The 23942-nt window shown below is 59.9% G+C and carries 13 protein-coding genes; 4 read left to right on the plus strand and 9 right to left on the minus strand.

What is annotated here, in order from left to right:
* Positions 1-2 precede the first annotated feature (2 nt).
* The gene (gene speB / locus L8H52_RS04005; protein ID WP_003222717.1) at positions 3-953 is read right to left on the minus strand and encodes an agmatinase; all 951 of its coding nucleotides are present in this window, start codon (positions 951-953) and stop codon (positions 3-5) included.
* A gap of 396 nt (positions 954-1349) precedes the next feature.
* Here speB and L8H52_RS04010 point away from each other — a divergent pair, with 396 nt between their 5' ends.
* Together L8H52_RS04010 and L8H52_RS04015 are read left to right on the plus strand one after the other, a co-directional pair.
* Positions 1350-2243 carry a LysR family transcriptional regulator gene (locus L8H52_RS04010; RefSeq protein ID WP_007956593.1) on the plus strand — a complete coding sequence of 298 codons (894 nt, stop codon included), beginning with the start codon at positions 1350-1352 and terminating at the stop codon, positions 2241-2243.
* 18 nt (positions 2244-2261) lie between these two features.
* Positions 2262-2858: a DTW domain-containing protein gene (locus tag L8H52_RS04015; RefSeq protein WP_242204419.1), complete on the plus strand. Its 597-nt coding sequence runs from the start codon at positions 2262-2264 to the stop codon at positions 2856-2858.
* Positions 2859-2979: 121 nt separating this feature from the next.
* Here the strand turns inward: L8H52_RS04015 and L8H52_RS04020 are convergent, their stop codons facing one another.
* The 3 genes from L8H52_RS04020 to L8H52_RS04030 form a co-directional block, all read right to left on the minus strand.
* Positions 2980-4341, minus strand: a complete 1362-nt coding sequence (locus L8H52_RS04020) for an HlyD family type I secretion periplasmic adaptor subunit (RefSeq protein ID WP_242204417.1) — start codon at positions 4339-4341, stop codon at positions 2980-2982.
* 10 nt (positions 4342-4351) lie between these two features.
* Positions 4352-6511, minus strand: coding sequence for a type I secretion system permease/ATPase (locus L8H52_RS04025; protein WP_242204415.1), 2160 nt, complete (start codon positions 6509-6511; stop codon positions 4352-4354).
* A 154-nt stretch (positions 6512-6665) separates the two neighbouring features.
* A complete protein-coding gene (locus L8H52_RS04030) occupies positions 6666-8024 on the minus strand; it encodes a TolC family outer membrane protein (protein ID WP_038363705.1) in 1359 nt (452 codons plus the stop codon).
* Positions 8025-8556: 532 nt separating this feature from the next.
* Here L8H52_RS04030 and L8H52_RS04035 point away from each other — a divergent pair.
* Complete coding sequence (locus L8H52_RS04035; RefSeq protein WP_242204413.1) at positions 8557-17166, plus strand: retention module-containing protein; 8610 nt, start codon at positions 8557-8559, stop codon at positions 17164-17166.
* Positions 17167-17369: 203 nt separating this feature from the next.
* Here the strand turns inward: L8H52_RS04035 and L8H52_RS04040 are convergent, their stop codons facing one another.
* From L8H52_RS04040 to L8H52_RS04060, 5 genes are all read right to left on the minus strand, one after another.
* Positions 17370-17729: a hypothetical protein gene (locus tag L8H52_RS04040; protein ID WP_242204411.1), complete on the minus strand. Its 360-nt coding sequence runs from the start codon at positions 17727-17729 to the stop codon at positions 17370-17372.
* Positions 17730-18072: 343 nt separating this feature from the next.
* Positions 18073-18720: a retron Ec78 anti-phage system effector HNH endonuclease PtuB gene (gene ptuB / locus L8H52_RS04045; protein ID WP_242204409.1), complete on the minus strand. Its 648-nt coding sequence runs from the start codon at positions 18718-18720 to the stop codon at positions 18073-18075.
* Between the two features lie 13 nt (positions 18721-18733).
* A complete protein-coding gene (locus tag L8H52_RS04050) occupies positions 18734-20128 on the minus strand; it encodes an AAA family ATPase (protein ID WP_242204407.1) in 1395 nt (464 codons plus the stop codon).
* 124 nt (positions 20129-20252) lie between these two features.
* Positions 20253-20648 carry a YbaN family protein gene (locus tag L8H52_RS04055; RefSeq protein WP_242204405.1) on the minus strand — a complete coding sequence of 132 codons (396 nt, stop codon included), beginning with the start codon at positions 20646-20648 and terminating at the stop codon, positions 20253-20255.
* 10 nt (positions 20649-20658) lie between these two features.
* Positions 20659-21246 (minus strand): YecA family protein, encoded by a 588-nt coding sequence (locus L8H52_RS04060; RefSeq protein WP_242204403.1) that lies wholly within the window; start codon positions 21244-21246, stop codon positions 20659-20661.
* Positions 21247-21643: 397 nt separating this feature from the next.
* On the opposite strand from L8H52_RS04060, the gene recQ reads away from it, so the two are divergent.
* Positions 21644-23773, plus strand: a complete 2130-nt coding sequence (gene recQ, locus L8H52_RS04065; RefSeq protein ID WP_242204400.1) for a DNA helicase RecQ — start codon at positions 21644-21646, stop codon at positions 23771-23773.
* Positions 23774-23942 lie beyond the last annotated feature (169 nt).

Here is a 23942-nt window from a genome sequence, read left to right on the forward strand (position 1 = left end):
CCTCAGCGATGGACCACGCCAGGCAGTACGCAGAGCATTTCGTACAGCAGGTTGGCGGCCAGCAGCGAGGTGTTGCCGGTGGTGTCATAAGCGGGCGAGACTTCTACCAGATCGCAACCGATCAGGTCGAGACCTTGACAGCCGCGAACGATTTCAATCGCCTGAATGGTCGTCAGACCACCGATTTCCGGGGTGCCGGTGCCCGGTGCCCAGGCCGGATCGATGCCGTCGATGTCAAAGCTCAAATAAACCGGACCGCCGCCGACTTTCTCGCGCACTTCGGCCATCAGCGGCGCCAGCGATTTGTGCCAGCACTCTTCGGCTTGTACGACGCGGAAGCCCTGATCGCGGCTCCAGTTGAAGTCATCAGCGGTGTAACCCTGCGCACGCAAACCAATTTGCACCACGCGGTCGCAGTCCAGAAGGCCTTCTTCGACGGCACGACGGAAGGTCGTTCCGTGGGCGATTTTCTCGCCGAACATGTGATCGTTGACGTCAGCGTGGGCATCGATGTGCACCAGACCGACCTTGCCGTGCTTCTTGTGAATCGCACGCAGGATCGGCAGGGTGATGGTGTGGTCGCCACCCAGGGTCATCGGGATCACGTTGTGCTCGAGGATGTTGTCGTAGGCTTCTTCGATGATGCGCACGGCGTCGAGCAGGTTGAAGGTGTTGATCGCCACGTCACCGATGTCGGCCACCGACAGCGAGTCGAACGGCGCAGCGCCGGTGGCCATGTTGTACGGGCGGATCATCACCGATTCGGTGCGGATGTCGCGCGGCCCGAAGCGGGTGCCGGGGCGCAGCGAAGTACCGATGTCCAGCGGCACGCCAACAAAGGCAGCGTCCAGGCCGGCAGCGGTCGGTACATGGGGAAGTCGGAGCATGGTGGCGATGCCGCCGAAGCGCGGCATTTCGTTGCCGCCCAGTGGTTGGTGAAGAATCTTGTCCACGGGTAAGGCCTCATCGTCTTTGTTTTATTTATGTCGGCGCGCCGTGGAGCACAGGTTCGGACGCCGCTGTGGGGCCGATGATGCGAAATGTAGTGAGGGGAAAGAATCGCTACGGGCAAAAACTTAGTTCAGATTTTTCTAAACTAATGGTGGTGGGCGGATTAGACTTTGTCGGGTTCAAGATTGTGATCGGCTCAAGATAGTTGCCCTCACCCTAGCCCTCTCCCGGAGGGAGAGGGAGCTGATCTCCATGGCTTTCGAATCCTGAGTTCGACTCGGTATTTCAGGTCGATGTAAATCCCGAATACAACCCGGTCGGCCCCCTCTCCCTCCGGGAGAGGGCTGGGGTGAGGGGCTTTTTCCCACAGACACACAGTTGCAAAGCCCGGAGCAGACATGGCCAACGCTTTACCCGACCTGAAACTGTTGCGCATCTTCGTCAGCGTCGTGCGTCATCAGGGTTTCGCCAACGCGCAGCAGGAACTCAACCTGTCGACCTCGGCGATCAGCACCTACATGAGCCAGCTCGAAGCCGCGCTCGGTCTGGTGCTGTGCCATCGCGGGCGCGGCGGCTTCAGCCTGACCAGCAAGGGCGAACTGTTCCACCAGGAAACCCTGCGTCTGCTCGCCGAACTCGAAGGTTTCGAGCAATACGCCGCCGCGCTCAAAGGCGAACTGCGCGGCACGCTCAACCTCGGCGTGATCGACTCCACCGTCAGTGACAAGGCGTTGCCATTCGCCGAGGCCATCGGCGCCTACAGTCAGGAACACCCGGCGGTGCATTTGCATCTGTCGGTGATGAGCCCCTACGAATTGCAACTCGGCGTGCAGGACAACCGCCTCGATCTGGCCATCGGTGCGTTTTCCACGCGCATGAGCGGTCTGGTGTACATGCCGCTGTACCGCGAACAACACTGGCTGTATTGCAGCAGTCGTCACCCGTTGTTCAACGAGCGGCGCATTCCCGAACAGGTCATCACCCAGCAACGCATGGTCGGGCGCGGGTACTGGAGTCAGGCCGAACTGGCGCGCCATGGTTTCAAACACAGCGCCGCGACGGTGGAAAGCATGGAAGCGCAGCTGATTCTGGTGCTGTCCGGCGCCTACATCGGCTACTTGCCGGAGCACTACGCTCAGGCCTGGGCTGACAAGGGTGATTTGCGCGTGTTGCTGCCAGCGACGTTCGGCTATCAGGCGCCGTTTTCGATGATCATGCGCCGGGGCCGCAGCCGCGAGCCGCTGATCCAGACCTTCCGTGATTTGCTCAAAGCACAGCTCAATCAGGCTTAGCTTGTAGGGAAAAGAAGTATGTCCAGAATTCAATGCCCGCGCTGCCTGCGCCCCCAAACCCATTGCCTGTGTTCGCTGATCCCGAGCCTCGACAGCCGCACGCGGGTGTTGCTGTTGCAGCATCCAAGTGAAGTTAATCATGCGTTGAATACCGCGCGGTTGGCGGCACTCGGTTTGACCAATGCCGAGCTGATCGTTGGCGAGGTGTTCGAGGATTTGCCGGCGCTGTTGAACCGGCCGGGGTATCGGGCGCGGTTGTTGTTTCCGGCTGACGATGCACAACCGATGCAGGCTTATAGCGAATCCGATGAACCGTTGCTGCTGGTGGTGCCGGACGGTACGTGGCGCAAGGCGCGCAAGATGTTGCACCTCAATCCGCTGCTGGCGGCTTTGCCACGGGTGACGCTGGCCGAAGGTGGCGTGTCGCGCTATCGCTTGCGCAAGGCGCCGGGGCCGGGGGCGTTGTCGACGATCGAGGCGATTGTGCAGGCGTTGCAGACGCTGGAGCCGTCGGCATCATTCGAGCCGTTGCTCAAGCCGTTCGAGGCGTTGATCGAGGGGCAGATTGCGGCGATGGGGGAGGAGACCTTTCAGCGTAATCATGGCGATAGATAAATGCTGAGGCGGCTGGCCTCTTCGCGAGCAGGCTCGCTCCCACAGGGGAACGCATTCCAAAATGTGGGAGCGAGCTTGCTCGCGAAGGCGCCAGATCAATCACCGCAAATCTCAACAATGACTACCGTTCCCGCATCGCCTCGGTCCGCGCTTTCAGCACCGGTTTGAGCAAGTAATCCAGCACACTTTTCTCCCCGGTAATTATGTCCACCGTCGCCACCATCCCCGGGATGATCAGCAACGGTTTCACATCCCCGCCCAAATGGTTTTTATCGGTGCGCACCTGAATCAGATAGAAGCTGTTGCCCTTGTCATCGGTGATGGTGTCTGCACCGATCAACTCAAGCTTGGCGCTTAGCCCGCCGTAAATCGTGTAGTCATAGGCACTGAACTTGACCATGGCTTTCTGGCCCGGATGCAGGAACGCGACATCCTGTGGCCGCACTTTGGCCTCGATCAACAGGTTGTCTTCCAGCGGTACGATTTCGACCATGTCGCTGCCCGGCTGGACCACGCCGCCGATGGTGTTGACCTTCAATTGCTTGATCACGCCGTGCACCGGTGAGGTCACGGTAGTGCGGGTGACGCGGTCGTCGATGGCGATGCTGGTGGCGGTGATTTTCGACAGGTCGGTGCGTTTCTCATTCAGCTCTTTCGCGGCCTCCGAGCGGAAGGTCTGTTCCGACTCGTCGATCTTGCTGCGGATCTCGGCAATCGCTGATTCGGCGCGGGGAATGGCCAGCGTTGTCGCGTTCAGCGAGCCACGGATTTCCACCGCGCTGCGCTTCAAACGCAGGATTTCCACGGGCGAAACCGCGCCGGTTTTCACCAGCGGTTCGGACATGTTCATCTCTTGTTGCAGCAACGCCAGACTCGAGCTGAACTGACCTTGCTTGGAGCGAAACTCGGCGAGTTCCTGAGTCTTCTGCCGCAGTTGTTCGCTCAGCGTACGCTGCTCGCTGGCCAAGCGGCGCTGGCGTTGTTCGTACAGTGAGCGTTCGTCCTCGGCGACTTGCGGTGCCTTGGCGATGACTTCATCGGAGAGTTTGAATGGCCGACCTTCGGCCTCCGCCGACAGCCGTTCGACCTGTGCCGTCAGCGCATATCGATCGGCCTCGCTCTCGCCCTTGTTCGAGCGAAAGCGCGTGTCATCCAGGCGCAGCAAGGTGTCGCCCTTGTTCACCATCTGCCCTTCACGCACGAAGATTTCGGTGACGATCCCGCCTTCAAGGTTCTGGATCACTTGCACCTTGCTCGACGGGATCGCCTTGCCTTCGCCCATGGTGACTTCTTCGAGCACGGCGAACTTGGCCCAGACCAGCGCACTGATCAGCAGCGCCGCCGCCAGCCACACGGTGATCCGCGACCAGCGTGGCGAATCCTGCAACGAAGCGCCGGCGGTTTCCGGCATGAATTCGGCCTCGGCGCTTTTACCGAAACTGTCGAAGTAGCCGCGATCTTTGCTATCGGAGGAAGCAGACATGGGGCAACTCCTAAACCGCCGCCGAGCCGACACGGCCCTTGCGCAGTGCATCGATGACCGCTTCTTTCGGACCGTCGGCGACGACCCGGCCGTTGTCCAGCACCAGCAAGCGATCCACCAGACTCAGCATCGAAGTGCGGTGGGTGACCAGCAGCAAGGTTTTGCCTTGCACCCAGTCGTGCAGCTTCTGGCGCAATTGGTCTTCGCTGCTGTTGTCCATGGCACTGGTGGGTTCGTCGAGCAGCATGATCGGCGGATCGAGCAGCAGCGAGCGCGCCAGCAAAACAGCCTGGCGCTGGCCGCCGGAGAGCAATTGCCCGCGCTCGCCCACTGGCCGGTCGAAGCCCTGCGGATGCTGGCGGGCGAGTTCGGTGACGCCGGTCAGTTCGGCGACTTCGAGCATGCGTGAATCGCTGATGTAGCGCGCGCCGAGGGTCAGGTTGTCGCGCAGGCTGCCGGCGAGCAGCGGCAGATCGTGGGCGACGTAACCAATTTGCTGACGCAGGTCGGCGACATCGAGTTGTCGCAGGTCGAGACCGTCGAGCAGCAGTTGGCCTTCTTCGGGTTCATAGAAACCCATGACCAATCGCGCCAACGTGCTTTTGCCTGAACCGCTACGACCGATAATGCCGACCCGCTCACCGGGTTTCAGACTGAAGCTGACATTGCTCAGCGCCGGGGCATTCTGGCCGTTGTAATGAAAGGTCACGCCGCTGACGTCCAGCGCGCCCTGTAACTGCGTGCGTTCCAGCGGTCGCTGTTTGCCGTCGCGTTCCTGCGGCAGGGCCATCAGCGCATCGGTGCTTTTCATGGTCAGTTGCGCTTGCTGATAGCGGGTGATCAACCCGGCAATCTGTCCCAGCGGCGCAAGCACGCGGCTGCCGAGCATATAACTGGCGACCAGTGCACCGACGCTGAGGTTACCGGCGATGATGCTGTAAACCCCGGCGACAATCGTCGCCATCCCCGAAAACTGCTGAATGAACAGCGTGCCATTGGTGGCGAGCGCCGAGAGATTGCGCGCATGGCTGTCGAGGCGGGTGAGGGCGCCGTGGGTGCTTTCCCATTTGTGCTGGCGCTCGCTTTCGGCGCTGCAAGCCTTGAGGGTTTCCAGGCCACCGAGGGTTTCGATCAGTACCGCTTGGCGCTCAGCACCGAGGCTCAAGCTCTTTTGCACGGTGTCACGCAGGCGCACCTGAATGATCATCGCGAAGATGATGGTGATCGGAAACGCCAGCAATGGAATCACCACCAGCCAACCGCCGAGCAAGCCGATCACCACCAGCATCAACACCACGAAGGGCAGGTCGATCAGGCTGGTCAGGGTAACCGCCGTGAGAAATTCACGCAGGCCCTGGAAGTCATGAATGCTCTGGGCGAAACCGCCGATGGTCGCTGGTCGCGCCTTCATCGACATGCCGGTGATGCGTTCGAACAATGTGGCGGAAAGGATCACATCGGTTTTCTTGCCGGCGGTGTCGAGCAAGTGCGCGCGCACCACCCGCAGGACCAGTTCAAACCCGGTGCCGATCAGCAAACCGATCGACAGCACCCACAAGGTCGAGGTGGCCTGATTCGGCACCACTCGGTCGTAGGTCTGCATGACGAACAACGGCACCATCAGGCCCAGCAAGTTGATCAGGAAACTGGCGAGAATCGCATCGCTGTAGAGCCATTTCGACAGCTTCAACGTGTCGCGAAACCAGGCATGGACGCGCGGCACCAGCGGTGAACGCAGGTCTTCGAGTTCGTGGCGCGGCCGAGCGAACAAGGCCTGGCCGCTGTAGTGCTCATTCAGTTCGTCGCGGCTGATCCATTGCTCACCGCCGTCGGCTTCGCTGGGCAGGATCAGCGCTTTGCCGTCGTCGCCGAAACGCCGCAAAACAGCGGTGCGACCGTCGTTGAGCAGCAGCAGAATCGGCAGGTTGAGTGGCGAGATGTCTTTCAGCTCTCGGCGTAAAATACGCGCCTGTAACCCGGCTCGGGCGGCTGCGCGGGGCAGCAGGTCGAGGCTCAGGCGCTGTTTGTTCAGGGGCAGCCCGGCACTCAGGCTGGCGCGACTGACGGTGGCGCCATGCAGTTTGCAGAGGATCAACAGACCGTCGAGTAACGGATCATCGAAGCTCAGCCGCGGATCGACCCCGGAATGGCCGGGTTCCATGCTGGTCATATTGATCGCCTCTGTTGAACGGGCACGGGAATCCACACATTTGATCGTTCCCACGCTCTGCGTGGGAATGCCTCTAGGGACGCTCTGCGTCTAGTGACGCGGAGCGTCACGGGCTGCGTTCCCACGCAGAGCGTGGGAACGATCAACATGGGACTTATTTCAGTTCCGGCAGGCGCGCTTCGTTTTTCACCTCGGTTGCAGCGATCGCATCGGCCGGCAGCACCACGCGCTGTTTGCTCAGCAACTGGCCCATGTTCGCCAGCACGCGGTACATCGAATACTCCTCGGTGTAGCGGATTTCGGTGTAGCGACGGTTGGCGTTGTACAGCTCGTTTTCACTGTCGAGCAAATCAAGCAGGGTACGTTGGCCGAGACCGAACTGATCCTGATACGCGGCGCGTACACGTTTGGTGGTTTCGGCGTATTCGCGGGCGGTCGGGGTCTGTTTCTTCGCATTGACCATGGCGTTCCACGCCAGGTGAATGTTTTCGTTGAGCTGACGCAGGGCGTTGTTGCGGATATCCATCGCCTGGTTGATCTGGTGCGCATCGGAGGCCAGACGCGCCTTGTCACTGCCGCCACGGAACAGGTTGTAGTTCATCACCACACCTACACGCCATTCGTTGTCGTGGCCTTCATCACCCTGCACGTTGTTGTTCGCGCCGACGGCCGCTTCAGCATCGAAACGTGGATAGAACGGCGACTTGGCGACTTCGTACTGGCTCTCGGCCGACTGCACATCAGCCTGCGCAGATTTCAGATACGGGTTGTTTTCGACCATGCTCTGCTGCGCTTCCGGCAGACTGGTCGGCAATTCGCCACGGGTCGAAGCCGGGGTTTCCAGTTCATCGGGCATGCGCCCGACCACGCTGTAGAAGTTCGATTCGGCGTCGGCCAGATCGACTTCGGCGGTGTCGAGGTTGTTTTGCGCCAGCGCTTTACGAGCGACCGATTGGTCGGAGTCAGCGGTGCTGCCGACGCCGCGCTCGGTGCGCAGGCCAATCTGGTCGTTGACGCGCAAATGCGCCTGCAGGTTGTTCCTGGCCAGGGTCACCAGTTCGCGACGCTTGAGTACTTCGAGGTAGACCTCGATGGTGCGCAGGGCCAGGTCCTGGGCGGTGCCTTGTGCGTAGTACGCGCGCGAATTGGACACGCCTTTGGTGCGCTCGACTTCGTTGGCGGTGTTGAAACCGTCGAACAGCATCTGCCGCAGGCGCAGCTCGGACTGGGTGTAATTGAGGATCTCGGTATGGTGATTACCGAAGGCCCGGGTGTTGGTGTTATCGCTGTAGCCACGGCCATACGCAGCGTTCAAATCGACCGACGGATAGAAGCCGCCCTTGGCCACTTTGACTTGTTCATCAGCCGACAGGCGGGCGTCCACGCGCGAGGCCAGTTCCGGGTGAGTGGCGATGGTGCTTTGAATGGCCTCGGTGAGGTTCATGGCCTGGGCTTGAGAAGTGCAAGCCATGGCCAGCAAAACCGCGCTGCAGAGGGGGGTTAGAACGCGCATGGGTGCATCTCCCTGAGTCCTGATGGTGTGTTACTGTCGCCAAATATTTGACGATATTTATAGGTCTAAGCGTTTCACTCTTGTAACAACAGAGCTAAGAACATCCTAGAGCGTAGCTAAGAAAAATTTTTCATAAGGCTTATGCCGAAAAAAACTTATGCGCTTTGTAAAAACCGGCACATTGTTCAGCACGAAAGCCTTTGTTTTATGCGCTTTAGGGAGCTCAAAAAGGCTTGAGGAAAGTTCCACTCACTTTGCGACATACGGCGAAGTACTGCTGAAGGGGAGGGACGCGTAGCGGTTGCGGGGCGACAGTTTTTTGTCACTCGAGTGATTCACCACCGTTACGTAGCGTTAGTGGGCATGCTGCCTTGATCAGGGTTCGGAAGTGCTTGAAAGCACGGAAGTTTCCTTTAGAGGCCACCCGCGAAACGAACTGTCGAAGGTGCGAGCGTCGCCTGCGACAACCCGATTGAGCCATGGGCTGCTTCGCTTACCAGTGCCGACGGTGGTCGGCAGCGGAGGATTTCACATGGCAACGCTCATCGGCACAGTCACTAAAGTCATTGGCCAGGTTTTCGCTCAGGCAACTGACGGTACCAAACGCGCACTGGTGGAAGGCGATCGCCTGTATGCAGGCGACCAACTGATCACCGGCGCAGAAGGCGCCGTCGCCGTTCATCTGCAAAACGGCCAGGAACTGACCCTCGGACGCGACAGCAGCCTGACCATGACCGGGCAATTGCTCGCCGATCAAGCGGCCCACGTGAATGTCGCCGAGGCGGTGACCCCGAGCGAAGCGCAACTGACTGACGTTGAGCAAATCCAGAAAGCCATCGCCGCCGGTGATGACCCGAGCAAAACCGCTGAAGCCACCGCTGCTGGTCCCAACGCTCCAGGCGGTGCGCCGGGAGAGGCGGGTGGCGGGCATAGTTTTGTACTGCTGACCGAGGTGGGCGGACGGGTCGACCCGATCATCGGTTTCCCCACTGCCGGCTTCGGCGGTATTCCCGAGTTCCCTGAAGAACGCCACAACGCTGTCGTCGACAACGGCACTCCGGCGGCGATCGTGCCGCCTCCCGTCAATAACATCGTGACCCTGACGGGCCTGGCCGTGCCGGGGGGCGAGTTGACCCTCAACGAAGCCAATCTGCCGGACGGCTCTGCCGCCAACCCTGGCGCACTGACCCAAAGTGGCAGCTTCACTGTCACGGCACCGGACGGTTTGACCAGCCTGAATGTCGGCGGCATCAACCTGATCAACGGCGGCGTAGCGGTCGGGTTCCCGCAATCGATCACCACGCAGCTGGGCAACACCCTGACCATCACCGGCTACAACCCGGCGACTGGCGTGGTCACTTACAGCTACATCCTCAACGGCAACGAAAGCCACGCGGCCGGCGACGGCGCGAACAATCTCAGTGAACAGTTCACCGTGATCGCTGGCGACAGCAATGGCGACACCGCGACCGGCACGCTGGACGTCAATATCACCGACGACGTGCCCAAAGCGCTGGATGACAGCAACGCCTCGACCGCTTCGGAAACCCTGCTGACGCTGACTGGCAATGTGCTGACCAACGACGTGCAAGGCGCTGACCGGGTTGCCACCGGCCCTGTCACCCCGGGCACTTTCACTGGCACGTACGGCACGCTGGTGCTCAACGCCAACGGCACTTACACCTACACGCTCAACACCAACGACGCGGATTTCAAAAATCTGCACGGTGGCGGCAATGGCACGGAAACGTTCGCCTACACCATCACCGATTCGGACGGCGATAGCAGCACCGCGAACCTGGTGCTGCAGATCCACAACAACGACGATCCGGTGGTCATCAACGGTTTGAACGTCGAGGGCGGCGAGCTGACGGTCTACGAAAAAAACCTCGGCGACGGCAGTGCACCGGATGCCACGGCGCTGACCCAGAACGGCACGTTCACCATCACCGCGCTGGACGGTGTAACGACGTTAACCGTCGGCGGCATCGCCGTGGTCACCAACGGCGTGGCCGCCGGATTCCCGCAATCGGTCACCACTCCGTTGGGCAGCACCCTGACCATCACCGGTTTCAACGCCACCACCGGCGTGGTCAGTTACAGCTACACCCTGGTCGACAACGAAGCCCATCCAACCGCCAACGGCGCGAACAATCTGCCCGAGCAATTTGCCGTTACCGTGGTCGATGACAACGGCACCACCGCCAATGCCACTCTCGACGTGAACATCGTCGATGACTTGCCAAAAGCTGTGGATGACAGCAACACAGGCACCGCTTCAGAAACTCTGCTGACCCTGACCGGCAACGTCCTGACCAACGACGTGCAAGGCGCCGATCGCGTGCCGACCGGGCCGGTAACTCCTGGCACGTTCACCGGGACTTACGGCACCTTGGTGCTGAACGCCAACGGCACTTACACCTATACGCTCAACACCAACGATGCCGACTTCAAAAACCTCCACGGCGGCGGCAACGGCACGGAAACCTTCGCCTACACCATCACCGATTCCGACGGCGATACCAGCACCGCCAACCTCGTCCTGCAGATCCACAACAACGACGATCCGGTGATCATCAACGGTCTCGACGTCAATGGCGGCGAACTCACCGTTTACGAGAAAAACCTCAGCGACGGCAGCGCGCCGGACTCCAGCGCGCTGACCCAAAACGGCACGTTCACCATCACCGCGCTGGACGGTGTAACGACGTTAACCGTCGGCGGTATTGCCGTCGTCACCAACGGCGTAGCGGCAGGCTTCCCGCAATCGATTACCACACCGATGGGCAGCACACTGACGATTACCGGTTTCAACGCCACGACTGGCGTCGTGAGCTACAGCTACACGCTCGATCACAACGACGCCCATCCAACCGCTAACGGCGCGAATACGCTCAATGAGCAGTTCGCCGTGACCGTGGTCGATGACAACGGCACCACCGCCAATGCCTCGCTGGACGTGAACATCGTCGATGATCTGCCCAAAGCCGTGGATGACAGCAACACCGGCACCGCATCAGAAACCTTGCTGACTTTGACCGGCAACGTTCTGACCAACGATGTGCAGGGCGCCGACCGTGTGCCAACAGGTCCGGTCACTCCTGGCACTTTCACCGGGACTTACGGCACCTTGGTGCTCAACGCCAATGGCACTTACACCTACACGCTCAACACCAACGATGCGGATTTCAAAAATCTGCACGGTGGCGGCAATGGCACGGAAACGTTCGCCTACACCATCACCGATTCCGACGGCGATAGCAGCACCGCCAACCTCGTCCTGCAGATCCACAACAACGACGATCCGGTGATCATCAACGGTCTCGATGTGAATGGCGGCGAACTCACCGTTTACGAGAAAAACCTCAGCGACGGCAGCGCACCGGATTCCACTGCATTGACGCAGAGCGGCACCTTCACCATCACTGCTCTCGATGGCGTGACGACGCTGACTGTTGGCGGCATCGCCGTGGTCACCAACGGCGTGGCCGCCGGATTCCCGCAATCGGTCACCACTCCGTTGGGCAGCACCCTGACCATCACCGGTTTCAACGCCACCACCGGCGTGGTCAGTTACAGCTACACCCTGGTCGACAACGAAGCCCATCCAACCGCCAACGGCGCGAACAATCTGCCAGAGCAATTTGCCGTTACCGTGGTCGATGACAACGGCACCACCGCCAATGCCACTCTCGACGTGAACATCGTCGATGACTTGCCAAAAGCTGTGGATGACAGCAACACAGGCACCGCTTCAGAAACTCTGCTGACCCTGACCGGCAACGTCCTGACCAACGACGTGCAAGGCGCCGATCGCGTGCCGACCGGGCCGGTAACTCCTGGCACGTTCACCGGGACTTACGGCACCTTGGTGCTGAACGCCAACGGCACTTACACCTATACGCTCAACACCAACGATGCCGACTTCAAAAACCTGCACGGCGGCGGCAACGGCACCGAGACGTTTGCCTACACCATTACCGACTCGGACGGCGACACCAGCACCGCCAACCTCGTCCTGCAGATCCACAACAACGACGATCCGGTGATCATCAACGGTCTCGACGTCAACGGTGGCGAACTCACTGTCTACGAGAAAAACCTCAGCGACGGTACCGCTCCAGATACACCGGCGCTGACCCAGAGCGGCACCTTCACCGTCACCGCCCTCGACGGTCTGCAAACCCTGACCGTGGGTGGCATCAATGTGGTCACCGGTGGCGTGGCGGCAGGCTTCCCGCAATCGGTCGTCACGCCGCTCGGCAGCACGTTGACCATCACCGGTTACGACCCGGCCACGGGTGTTGTGAGTTACAGCTACACCCTGGTCAATAACGAAACCCATCCGAACGCCAACGGCGCCAACAGCATCACAGAGAACTTCAACGTCGTCGCCACTGACACCGATGGCAGCACCGCCAACGGCCAGATCAACGTCAATATCGTCGATGATTTGCCCAGCGCCCATCCTGACGCTGCGTCGGTGGCCGAGGGCGGCACCGTCAGCGGCAATGTCCTGGACAACGATATCGGCGGCGCTGACGGTCCGGCTGTTACCGGTGCCGTGGTCGGCGTGCGCGCCGGCGCCGATACCTCGACGTCGGCCATCGGCGGCCTCAACAGCAACATCAACGGCACCTACGGCTACCTGACCCTGGACGCCAACGGCAACGCGGTCTACCACAGCAATCCGAATGCGGTGAACGGCCCGGGCGCGGTGGATGTGTTCACCTACACCGTGCGCGATTCCGACGGTGATGAAAGCACCACCACCATCACCATCGATGTCGCCAACAGCAAGCTGTACGCGACCAGCGACACCGACGTCACCGTGTACGAGAAAGCGCTGGACCTGACCAAGGACGGCGCTGATCTGGCGCCCGGTACGGTCACCGGCAGCGATCCGACCAGCACCGGTGAAACCGCGTCCGGCACCCTGGTCGGCTCGGTCACCGGCGCGGTCGGCGCGATCAGCTACGCGCTGGTTGGCAGTGCCACCGGCAACTACGGGCAGATCGTCCTCAACCCCAACGGTACTTACACCTACACACTGACCTCACCGGCCAGCACCACGCCACATGCCGACGATGGCGCCAACACCCTGACCGAAACCTTTACCTATCAGGCCACTGACTCGCTGGGCAACATCGTCACCAGCACCATCGTCGTCAGCATCGTCGATGATGTGCCGAAAGCCGTGAATGACAGCAACGCCAACAGCGCCTCGGAAACCCAGCTGACCCTGACTGGTAACGTGCTGACCAACGATGTGCAAGGCGCTGATGTGGTCGCGACCGGACCGAATGCCGGGCCGATCACCGCCGGTACGTTCACCGGGACTTACGGCACGCTGGTGCTCAACGCCAACGGCACGTACACCTACACCCTGAACCCCAACGATGCCGACTTCAAAAACCTGCACGGCGGCGGCAATGGCACCGAGACGTTCACCTACACCCTGACCGATGCCGACGGCGATACCAGCACCGCCAACCTGGTGCTGAACATCCACAACAACGACGATCCGGTGGTACTCAACGGTCTCGACGTCAATGGCGGTGAGCTCACCGTCTACGAGAAAAACCTCAGCGACGGCAGCAATCCGAACATCCCGGCGCTGACCCAGAGCGGCACCTTCACCGTCACGGCGCTCGATGGCCTGCAGACCCTGACCGTCGGCGGCATTGCCGTGGTCACCAATGGCGTCGCCGCAGGTTTCCCGCAATCGGTGGTTTCGCCGCTGGGCAGCACCTTCACCATCACCGGTTACAACCCGGCAACCGATGTCGTCAGCTACAGCTACACCCTGGTCGACAACGAAACTCACCCGAACGCCAACGGCGCCAACAGCCTCACCGAGAACTTCAACGTGGTGGCCACCGACACCGATGGCAGCACTGCCAACGGCCAGATCAACGTCAACATCATCGATGACCTGCCGACCGCCAAAGCCGACACCGGCTCGGTGGCGGAGGGCGGTACGGTCAACATCAGCGTGCTCGGTAACGACGTCACCGGCGCCGATGGTGCCGCAGCGGGTGGGGCGGTGGTCGGCGTGCGCGCCGGCAGCAACACCGGCACTTCAGCCATCGGCGGCCTCAACAGCAACATCAATGGCAACTTCGGTTACCTGACCCTCGATGCGGCGGGCAATGCCGTCTATCACAGCAACCCGAACTCGGTGAGCCCACCGGGCGCCACCGACACCTTCACCTACACCATCCGCGATGGCGATGGCGATGAAAGCACCACGACCATCACCATCAACGTTGCCGACAGCAAGTTGGTAGCGTCGGTCGATCAGGACGTGACGGTGTATGAAAAAGCCCTCGACCTGACCAAGGACGGCCAGGATCTGGCCGCCGGTACGGTTACCGGCAGCGACCCCACCAACACCGGCGAAACCGCGACCGGCACGCTGGTCGGCGCAGTCACCGGCGGCACGGGCGCGATCACTTACACGCTGGTCGGCAGCGCCACCGGCAGCTATGGGCAGATTCAGCTCAACGCCGACGGCACCTACACCTACACGCTGACCTCGGCGCCGAAAACCTCGCCGAGCGCCAACGACGGCGCGAACACGCTGAGCGAAAGTTTCACTTACAAAGCCACTGACGCACTGGGCAACAGCACCACCAGCACCCTCGTGGTCAACATCGTCGATGACGTACCAAAAGCGGTGGCGTCGGATCGTTCGGTGGCGGCGGTGGAGATCGATTCCAACATCCTTATCGTCCTCGATATTTCCGGCAGTATGGCCGACGCCTCCGGCGTACCGGGCCTGTCGCGGCTGGACCTGGCCAAGCAGGCGATCAGTGCCTTGCTCGACAAGTACGACGACCTCGGCGATGTAAAAGTGCAACTGGTGACCTTCAGCAGCAGCGCCACTGACCGCACTTCGGTGTGGGTCGATGTCGCCACCGCCAAGACCCTGCTCGCCGGCCTCAACGCCGGTGGCGGCACTAATTACGATGCCGCTGTCGCGACCATGTACAACGCGTTCAACACCGCGGGCAAACTCACCGGGGCGCAGAACGTCGGCTACTTCTTCTCCGATGGCAAACCGACCAATGGCCAGGATATCGGCACCAGCGACGAAGCCACGCTCAAGGCCTTCCTCGATGCCAACAACATCAAGAACTACGCGATCGGCCTCGGCAGCGGCGTGAGCAACGCCAACCTCGATCCGCTGGCGTATGACGGCATCAGCCACACCAACACCAACGCGGTGGTGGTCACCGATCTCAACCAGCTCAACTCGGTGCTGTCGGGCACTGTGCAGGGCGCGCCAGTCACCGGTTCATTGCTGGGCGAGGGCGGCACTTTCGGCGCTGATAGCGGCTTCATCAAATCCATCGTGGTCGACGGCACCACCTACACCTACGACCCGAAAGCGCTCAGCGGCCAAGGCTCGTTGACGCCAAGTGGCGGCACCAATCACGGCACCTTCAACACCGCCAACAACACGTTGAGCATCGCCACCAACAACAGCGGCACGCTGGTGATCAACCTCGACACTGGCGACTACACCTACACCTCGCAGAAAACCACGGCGGTGGTCATCACCGAGAACATCGGTTTCACCGTCAGCGACAACGACGGCGACCTCGCCAGCTCGACGCTGACGGTAAAAGTAATCCCCAATGCGCCTCCGGTAGCGGTCGACGACCACGTCATCACCAACGTGCTGTCGAGCAACATTGTGGTGCCGGGCGAGCTGCTACTGGCCAACGACACCGATCCGAATGGCGATACGCTCAACGCCACGCCAACCACCTTCAACACCGGTTGGGCAGCGAAAGGCGCGGACTTCAGCGGCACTGGTGCAATCAACTTTGCCGGCACCGGCAACACCGCCGCCAACCAGACCCTGGCCGATGTGCGCAATGCCTTCGCGGCCAACACGGCAGCGATGACCGCCGTGCTGGTGGTCAGCGGCTACCTCGGCGCGGTAACCAACGCCAATGCCAACGATGAAGACCTGATCACGGTCAAACTGAAACAGGGCGAAACGCTTAACCTGGATCACAACCTGGCAGCCGGGCACATCACCATGGAGTACTCGCTCAATGGCGGCGCGTTCGTCACCATTGCCGACGGCGGCACCATCACCGCCAGCGCCGACGGCACCTATCAGATTCACGTGACCAACATCACCAACACCAGCGGCAGCAACACCAACGCGGCGGAAAACTATCAACTGACCATGACGGTCAACTATGCCGGGGCGCACGACGTCACCCCGGACTTCCACGGCACTTACACCGCCAACGACAACCATGGCGGCAGCGACACGGCCAACGTGACCATCAGCTATCAGGACGGGCACACCCTCACTGGCACCTCGGGGGATGACATTCTTGTGGCCGGCACCGGTGACAACATCCTCAACGGTGGCGATGGCAATGATGTGCTCACCGCGGGCTCCGGCAACAACGAACTGCACGGCGGCGCCGGCAACGACTTGCTCTACAGCGGCCCGGGCAATGACCTGCTCGACGGCGGCACTGGCATCGACACCGCCAGCTACGCCCACGCCACGGCCGGAGTGACGGTCAACCTCGGCCTGCTCGGTGCGCAAAACACCATCGGCGCTGGCACAGACACGCTGACCGGCATCGAAAACCTCGTCGGCTCGAACTTCAACGACACCCTCACCGGCGACAACAATAACAACGTGATCAACGGTGGCCTGGGTAACGACATCCTCAACGGTGGCGGCGGTGATGACCTGCTGATTGGCGGCATGGGTAACAACACCATGACCGGTGGCTCAGGGGCCGACACCTTCCAGTGGCTCAAGGGCAACAGCGGCCACGACCTGATTACCGACTTCACTCCCGGCACCGACAAGCTCGACCTGTCGCAACTGCTGCAGGGTGAAAACGGCACCACCGCCTCGCTGGATGACTACCTGCACTTCACCGTCACCGGCAGCGGCGCCTCGGTGCTCACCAGCATCGACGTCAGCGCCATGGCCGGTGCCACGCCGAACCAGACGATTGATCTGGCCGGCGTCAACCTCGCCAGTCACTACGGCGTGACGCCAGGGGCGGGCGGCGTGGTTGCCGGTGGGCATGACACGGCGACGATCATCAGCGGGATGCTGAATGATCATTCGTTGAAGGTGGATACGGTGTAAGCGACGCCTGAAACGACAAAACCCGCCGTCCCGTTCAACCGGGGCGGCGGGTTTTTTCTGCCTGATAGTATGGCGTTGCTCATTCTGGCCCCTTCGCGAGCAGGCTCGCTCCCGCATTGTAGTGCGGTTAACTGTGGGAGCGAGCCTGCTCGCGAAAGCGCCAGATCTGACGCCGAATAACTCAGCGGTTGATCACGCCTGCATCAACCCGGCAACTCCAGATTATTCATCACCCGATTCACCGCCAGTTCACCCAGCATGATCAGTTGCGCAATACCCAGCAGCATCCTGCGCTGCGACACCGGTACGAGATGGGCGAAGTCATGGGCGATGGTTCTGGCCGAGGCGAGAGTTTCGCTGGCATCGGCCAGCAGTTCTTCGTTTTTGAAGTCGGCGGTGACGGCGTACATCCGGCGGGTTTTGCGGGGTGGTGGCGTGGAGCCGGGTGGGCAGAGATAGTGGTCGAGGGCGCGCTCGGCGGCGTCGTTGAGCTTTTTTGAATCGAGGGATTCGTAGGGGGAGGCGAGGTCGGTTTCGGGTGGGTTGGGTGTTGGTTTGATCATAGTGAGACTGCGTGGTTGATTTGGCCGCCACGGCTCATCGCTAAACAACTCAAGGTAGCGGCTGTACGCAGGTTAGCGATCCGGGTCACAGAAACCCCGGGTAGACCCGAAGGTCTCCCACGCACAGCCACCATGACGCCAAGTGCAGATAGACAAAGCTGCAATTGAGACCGGGGATTGTTGCGTCTGTAGTGTGTCGGATCGCTGAACCCGATCGCTGATTCGTCAGCGACCGACCCACAATAAAACCCGAGCCCAAGGCGCACAAGCCGGCGGATTCTGGCGTAGCTATAGGCAAAGGCGCAAGGGTGTGTAGCCTGTAAGGCGTGTCTGGAGGTGTCTTTTAAACAGCCTGAGATTTCGACAGGGTGTGTCGGATAGCTGTAGAGAATGGCAGATGTGCGGTGTTCTGAATTTCGCCTTCCAGAAACGCTAGAAAGTCGTCCGGCGAAAAATCATCGGCTATAGCCATCAGCTCCTGGACAGTCTGCAGATGCGGGCGAATAGCCTCTCGTCTTATGGCACGCAGGGCGCCGTTTTGTGCGTCAAGATTGAATAAACGTAACGTCTCGACGGCACGCGTCCGTGCTCGAACATCGAGGTTGGCAAGAGGGCTGATTGTGCCGTCGCTGACAAAAAGTAAATAGCCATCCGGATCATCTTCGTCAGGTTTGAGCAGGTCTCTGTGATCATAGGGCGGGCAATTGTCTTTGAATTTTCCGCAGGCTTCCTCCCTACAACATGAGTGGAATAGATTGGTCCATTCGAAGGTGCCCTGCGGATAACTGCGTCTTTGTCGAAAGTGCTCGATATGCGAAAGTCCTGGCACGCTGATATCCGCTTCACAGTAGGCGCAACGAGTATCTTGCATCGCTTGAAGGCACTGGCGGATTTGGTCTCTATCTGCGTGTGTCACATCAACCCATCGATGTAATCCATGCCTATATCCAGCAAGACAGTTTGGAGTAGCAGTTCGAATCAGTTTTCGCATTCGCCCGACTTCCTTATTTTTGTTGTGTCAGTTGTTTGCGTTTGAATGTTTCAAGGCGAATCAACCGATCACAGTCAAGCATGACGGGGTGTTGTGTCTCAAAGTGCGTGTCCAGATATTTTCGCAATGACAGTCCTTGGTCCGACTCATGCAGATCTTGCTGAATCAAGGCTTTATATTCGCTCAATTTGCGAGAGGGTTCATTGTCTGGTGTGGGGTCAATACCCATGATGTATGCCAGAACCTGAGAACTGGTGACGCCCTGAGTTTGTTGATCGACATTACTTATTCTAACGTGACGGCAATTGTCGTCAGTCACTGTATGCAGCACACGGATACACGTTGCCTGAACGGAGGTAATTACTTGCGGGCTATGTGTGGTGACGACGAACTGGATGTTCGGAAAGGCGCCGAGCAGATCGGGTATGACCGTTTGCTGCCAAGCAGGATGAAGGTGCATATCGACTTCATCGATCAGCACCACTCCCATGCATTGGCGTGGCGCGGTGCTGCCGAAGTGAGGATTCAGCTTTACGCAGCGATAGGCAATATCGGCTGCCAAGGCAACTATGTTGCGAATACCGTCGCTGAGTTGGCTGACTTTCAGCACGCCATGTATTGGATGCTCCAACACCAAATCTGCAAACTCACTACTGTAGGCAAGATTTCTCCATCCAGTTTGTGATTCAAGCATCGAGTTGACTGTGTTCTGAACTGCTTTGACTGGATTCAAAAACTCGTCTTTAACATCGAACGTTGTTTGTCCTCGTTCAAGACTGCGAATTTGTTCTTCACGATAGGTACGAAAAATTCGTGTGTACCATTTGCTGAACTGCTTGTAGTTGGAGGCAGGGTCAAGGCTGTCCCGATAACCATAGGTTCTGGAAAGTTCGGCGTTATCGATGGGTTCAGAGGTAGGCGTGTTATCCCTCCATAGGCGACTCGTACCGTAATAGGCCAGCACAGGTAAATCGATCGGTTTGGTAACGTCCATTAATACGTTATGAAAGATCCAGCCTTGCAAATCACGAGCTTTGTTCTCCAAAACCCTTGCACCTTGGTCGCTGCGGGTTTTCGTTCCTTTGCGAATACTGATTCGACTGCGTGACCAGGAAATGGCAGCACTCTGAAAATCAGCATGAGCCGTCAGGCGAGCTGGAAGAGAGGGTTCCATTTGATGCGCCTCGACGGGGCGTAAAAAAACATCGTCAGGCTGAATGCCCGTCAAAGGAGCGTTACCCAAATCAAATCCGCGAACAAAGGGCCACAACGCCACTTTGATAGCGTCCAGCAAACTTGTCTTGCCCTGACCGTTGCGCGCAACCAGCAGCGTCAGCTGTTCATTGAGTTCCAGTGTCAGCGCGGGGAAGCAGCGGTAGTTTTCCAGATCGAGCCTGATCAGTTTCAAAGACTTTCCTCCATGTGAACCGATTCCAGGCTACGGCAGTGGCTATATTGGCGGGGACCGATGTGGTGCAAATTCTACTGTGAATGAATACAGGTGAATACATGCTCACTGCTAACGGCGTGTTTCAGGATTTGCGCAGTGTCTTCTGCCGCAAAATATAAACCGTCACCAACACCGCACTGGTCAACATGAACCCCCGCGCCCAAGGCAACGGCACCAGATAACACGAGAACAGAATGCTCGCCCACATCAGCCCGATCGCATAGACCTTGCCCTTGAGCGGTATGCCGTTGCCATCGAGGTAGTCGCGGATCCATGGCCCGAGCCGGGGATGCTCGACCAGCCATCGATAGAAACGCGGAGAGCTGCGCGCGAAGCAGGCCGCGGCGAGCAGAAGGAAAGGGGTGGTGGGAAGGACGGGCAGGAAAATCCCGATCACCCCCAATGCCACGCTGAGCCAGCCGACGGCCAGCAGGAAGTAGCGCAACATCAGGGGGCGGTTGCCTATGGGGTTGTCCATAGGCCGGATCTTAGTGGTGACGAGGCTTGAGGATGGCCGGTTTTTCGTCTGGCGCCTGGCACAGCAGGTACAGCGCGGTGAGGGCTTCCGGGATCTGCACGATCATGTCGTCCATCAGATTGGCGTCCTTGGCGATGTCTTCGAATTCCGGCTGCTCGTCGAACAGGCCCGAACCGACCATGATCGGCAGGAGCATTTCGCTGACTTCTTCTTCGGCAGTTTCGAACCAGGCGGCTTCACGCAGGAACACGCCTTCCATGAAACCGATGCACCAGCCGCGCAGTTCGGAATCGTCCGGCTCGTCGCCCAGATCCAGTTCGCATGGCAGCTCGAATTCTTCATCCGAGGCCAGTTGGCGGGCGATGTGGGCCTTGAGGCCGATCAGGGTGGCTTCGATTTCTTCGCGCTGGGCCTCACCACTGTAGTGCGGCTCTTCGGCGAACAGGGCGTCGATCCACTCACGCTCCGGTACGTCTTCGGCGCAGATCGACAGCGCGGTGAGGTAGCCGTGAGCGGCCACGTAATCCAGCGCCTCGTCATGCAGCTCGTCGGCGTCGAGGAAAACTTGCAGGCGGGTCAGTTGCTCAGCGAAGGACATTACGGGGCTACCTTGGGGAATAAACAATGCGGGAATTCTAGGCCTTCTTGCGCGCTCAAGCCAGCCGCATGGCAGATTTGCCGCAATTGCCGGGCCACATGCCAAACGTGTGGGAGCGAGCCTGCTCGCGAAAGCGGCGTATCAGGCACCTTTGTATCGACTGATCCAGCGTATTCGCGAGCAGGCTCGCTCCCACAGGGGATTTATGTGTGGCAGGTTTATCTGTGTCTTATCAGTGGCACCCTGTGCAGGGAAGGGCTCGGGTATACTGCCGCGTTTTGCGATCCCTGCCCGCCTTGTGGCTGTCGTGCAATGCGCTCTTACGTTTTGTTTAAGCAGCCCTGGCTGTTCTGAACCAGCCTGAGCAGGGATGTATTGGTAGATTTTTGGAGTTTTTATGCTCGAACAGGCTCAACGCGTCCTCAAGGACATCTTCGGCTACGACAGTTTCCGTGGCCGTCAGGGTGCAATCATTGAGCGCGTGGCCGGCGGCGGTGATGCGCTGGTATTGATGCCTACCGGTGGTGGCAAATCCCTGTGCTTCCAGGTGCCGGCGCTGTTGCGCGAGGGGCTGGCGGTGGTGGTTTCGCCGTTGATCGCGTTGATGGACGATCAGGTTGCCACCCTCGAAGAGCTGGGTGTAGCGGCTGCTGCGCTGAACTCCACCTTGAGCGCCGAGCAGCAGCGCGACCTTGCTGTGCGAATCAAGCGCGGTGAAGTGAAGATGTTGTATCTGGCGCCCGAGCGCCTCGTGCAGCCGCGCATGCTGTCGTTCCTGCAAAGCCTGAACATTGCGCTGTTCGCCATCGATGAAGCGCACTGCGTATCGCAGTGGGGTCACGATTTCCGTCCGGAATACCTGCAACTGGGCCAGTTGGCCGAGATGTTTCCCGACGTGCCGCGCATCGCCCTGACCGCCACCGCCGACAAGCGCACCCGCGAAGAAATCGTTACCCGCCTGCATCTGCAGAATGCCGAGCGCTTCCTGTCGAGCTTCGACCGTCCGAATATTTTCTACCGCATCGTGCCCAAAGAGCAGCCGCGCAAGCAGTTGCTGGCGTTCCTCGCCGAGCGGCGCAGCGATGCCGGCATCGTTTATTGCCTGTCGCGCAAGAAAGTCGAGGAAGTCGCAGCGTTCCTCAGCGAGCAGGGCTTCCCGGCGCTGCCGTATCACGCCGGTTTGCCCAACGATCTGCGTGCCTTCAATCAGAAGCGCTTCCTTAACGAGGAAGGCCTGATCATGGTCGCCACCGTGGCGTTCGGCATGGGTATCGACAAGCCCAACGTGCGCTTTGTCGCGCACCTTGATCTGCCGAAATCCCTTGAGGCGTATTACCAGGAAACCGGTCGCGGCGGCCGTGACGGTCTGCCGGCGGATGCGTGGATGGCTTACGGTCTGCAAGACGTGGTGATGCTCAAGCAGATGCTGCAGAACTCCGAAGGCGACGAGCGGCACAAGCGCCTGGAGCAACACAAGCTCGACGCGATGCTGTCGCTGTGCGAAGAAACCCGCTGCCGTCGTCAGACCCTGCTCGCGTACTTCGATGAAGACATGCCCGAGCCGTGCGGCCATTGCGATAACTGCGTCGACGGCGTGCAGACCTGGGACGCCACCGAGCCGGCGCGTCAGGCGTTATCGGCGATTTTCCGCACGGGTCAGCGTTATGGCGTCGGTCATCTGGTTGACGTGCTGCTGGGCAAGGAAAACGAAAAAGTCCGCAGTTTCGGCCATCAACACTTGTCGGTGTACGGCGTCGGCAAGGCGTTGAGCGAAAGCGAGTGGCGCTCGCTGTTCCGTCAATTGGTCGCGCGTGGGCTGGCGGATGTCGACCACGAAGGTTATGGCGGTCTGCGTCTGAATGACAGTTGCCGACCGCTGCTCAAGGGCGAAGTGAGCCTGGAGCTGCGCCGCGACCTCAAACCGCAAGTCGCCGCCAAGAGCAACAGCAAGAGCCCGGCCAGTCAGCTGGTGCGCGGCGAAGAGCGCGAACAGTGGGAAGCCCTGCGCGCACTGCGACGCAAACTGGCCGAAGAACATGGTGTGCCGCCGTACGTCATCTTTCCCGACTCGACGCTTCTGGAAATGCTGCGCAGCCAACCGACTTCGCTGGCGGAAATGGCCCGGGTCAGCGGCGTCGGTGCGCGTAAGCTGGAGCGCTACGGCGATGCCTTCCTCGAAGTGCTTGGCGGCGAAGTCGAGGCGCCGAAAGCGGTGGCCGACGTGCGCCACGAACTGATTACCCTGGCTCGCGCGGGCATGACGCCGTTGCAGATCGCCGGTCAGTTGCAGTGCTCGGAAAAGAATGTGTACACCATGCTTGCCGAGGCGATTGGCAAGCAGCAGTTGTCACTTGAGCAGGCGCTGGATTTGCCTGAAGAATTGATGGGTGAGGTGCAGGACGCGTTCCTTGATGGTGAGGGTGAATTGCCGTCGGTCGCTGAAATTGCCGAATTGTTTGCGGGGCGTGTTCCAGAAGGCGTGCTGTATTGCGTAAGGGCTGCGCTGCAGTCGGAATTCGAGATGTAATTTGGCCATACCCCTCATCGGAACGCCGCCCGCCCAGCCCTCTCCCAGAGGGAGAGGGGGCCGACCGAGGTGTCCTGCGTTATACATCGACCTGAAAAATCGAGTCGATTATGGATTCAGCGCCGATCTGCCAGGTCGGCGTAATTCCCAAATATCCCCCAATCAGTCC

Source organism: Pseudomonas sp. CROZ-RG-20F-R04-15 (genome assembly GCF_022662375.1).
Classification (GTDB): Bacteria; Pseudomonadota; Gammaproteobacteria; order Pseudomonadales; family Pseudomonadaceae; genus Aquipseudomonas.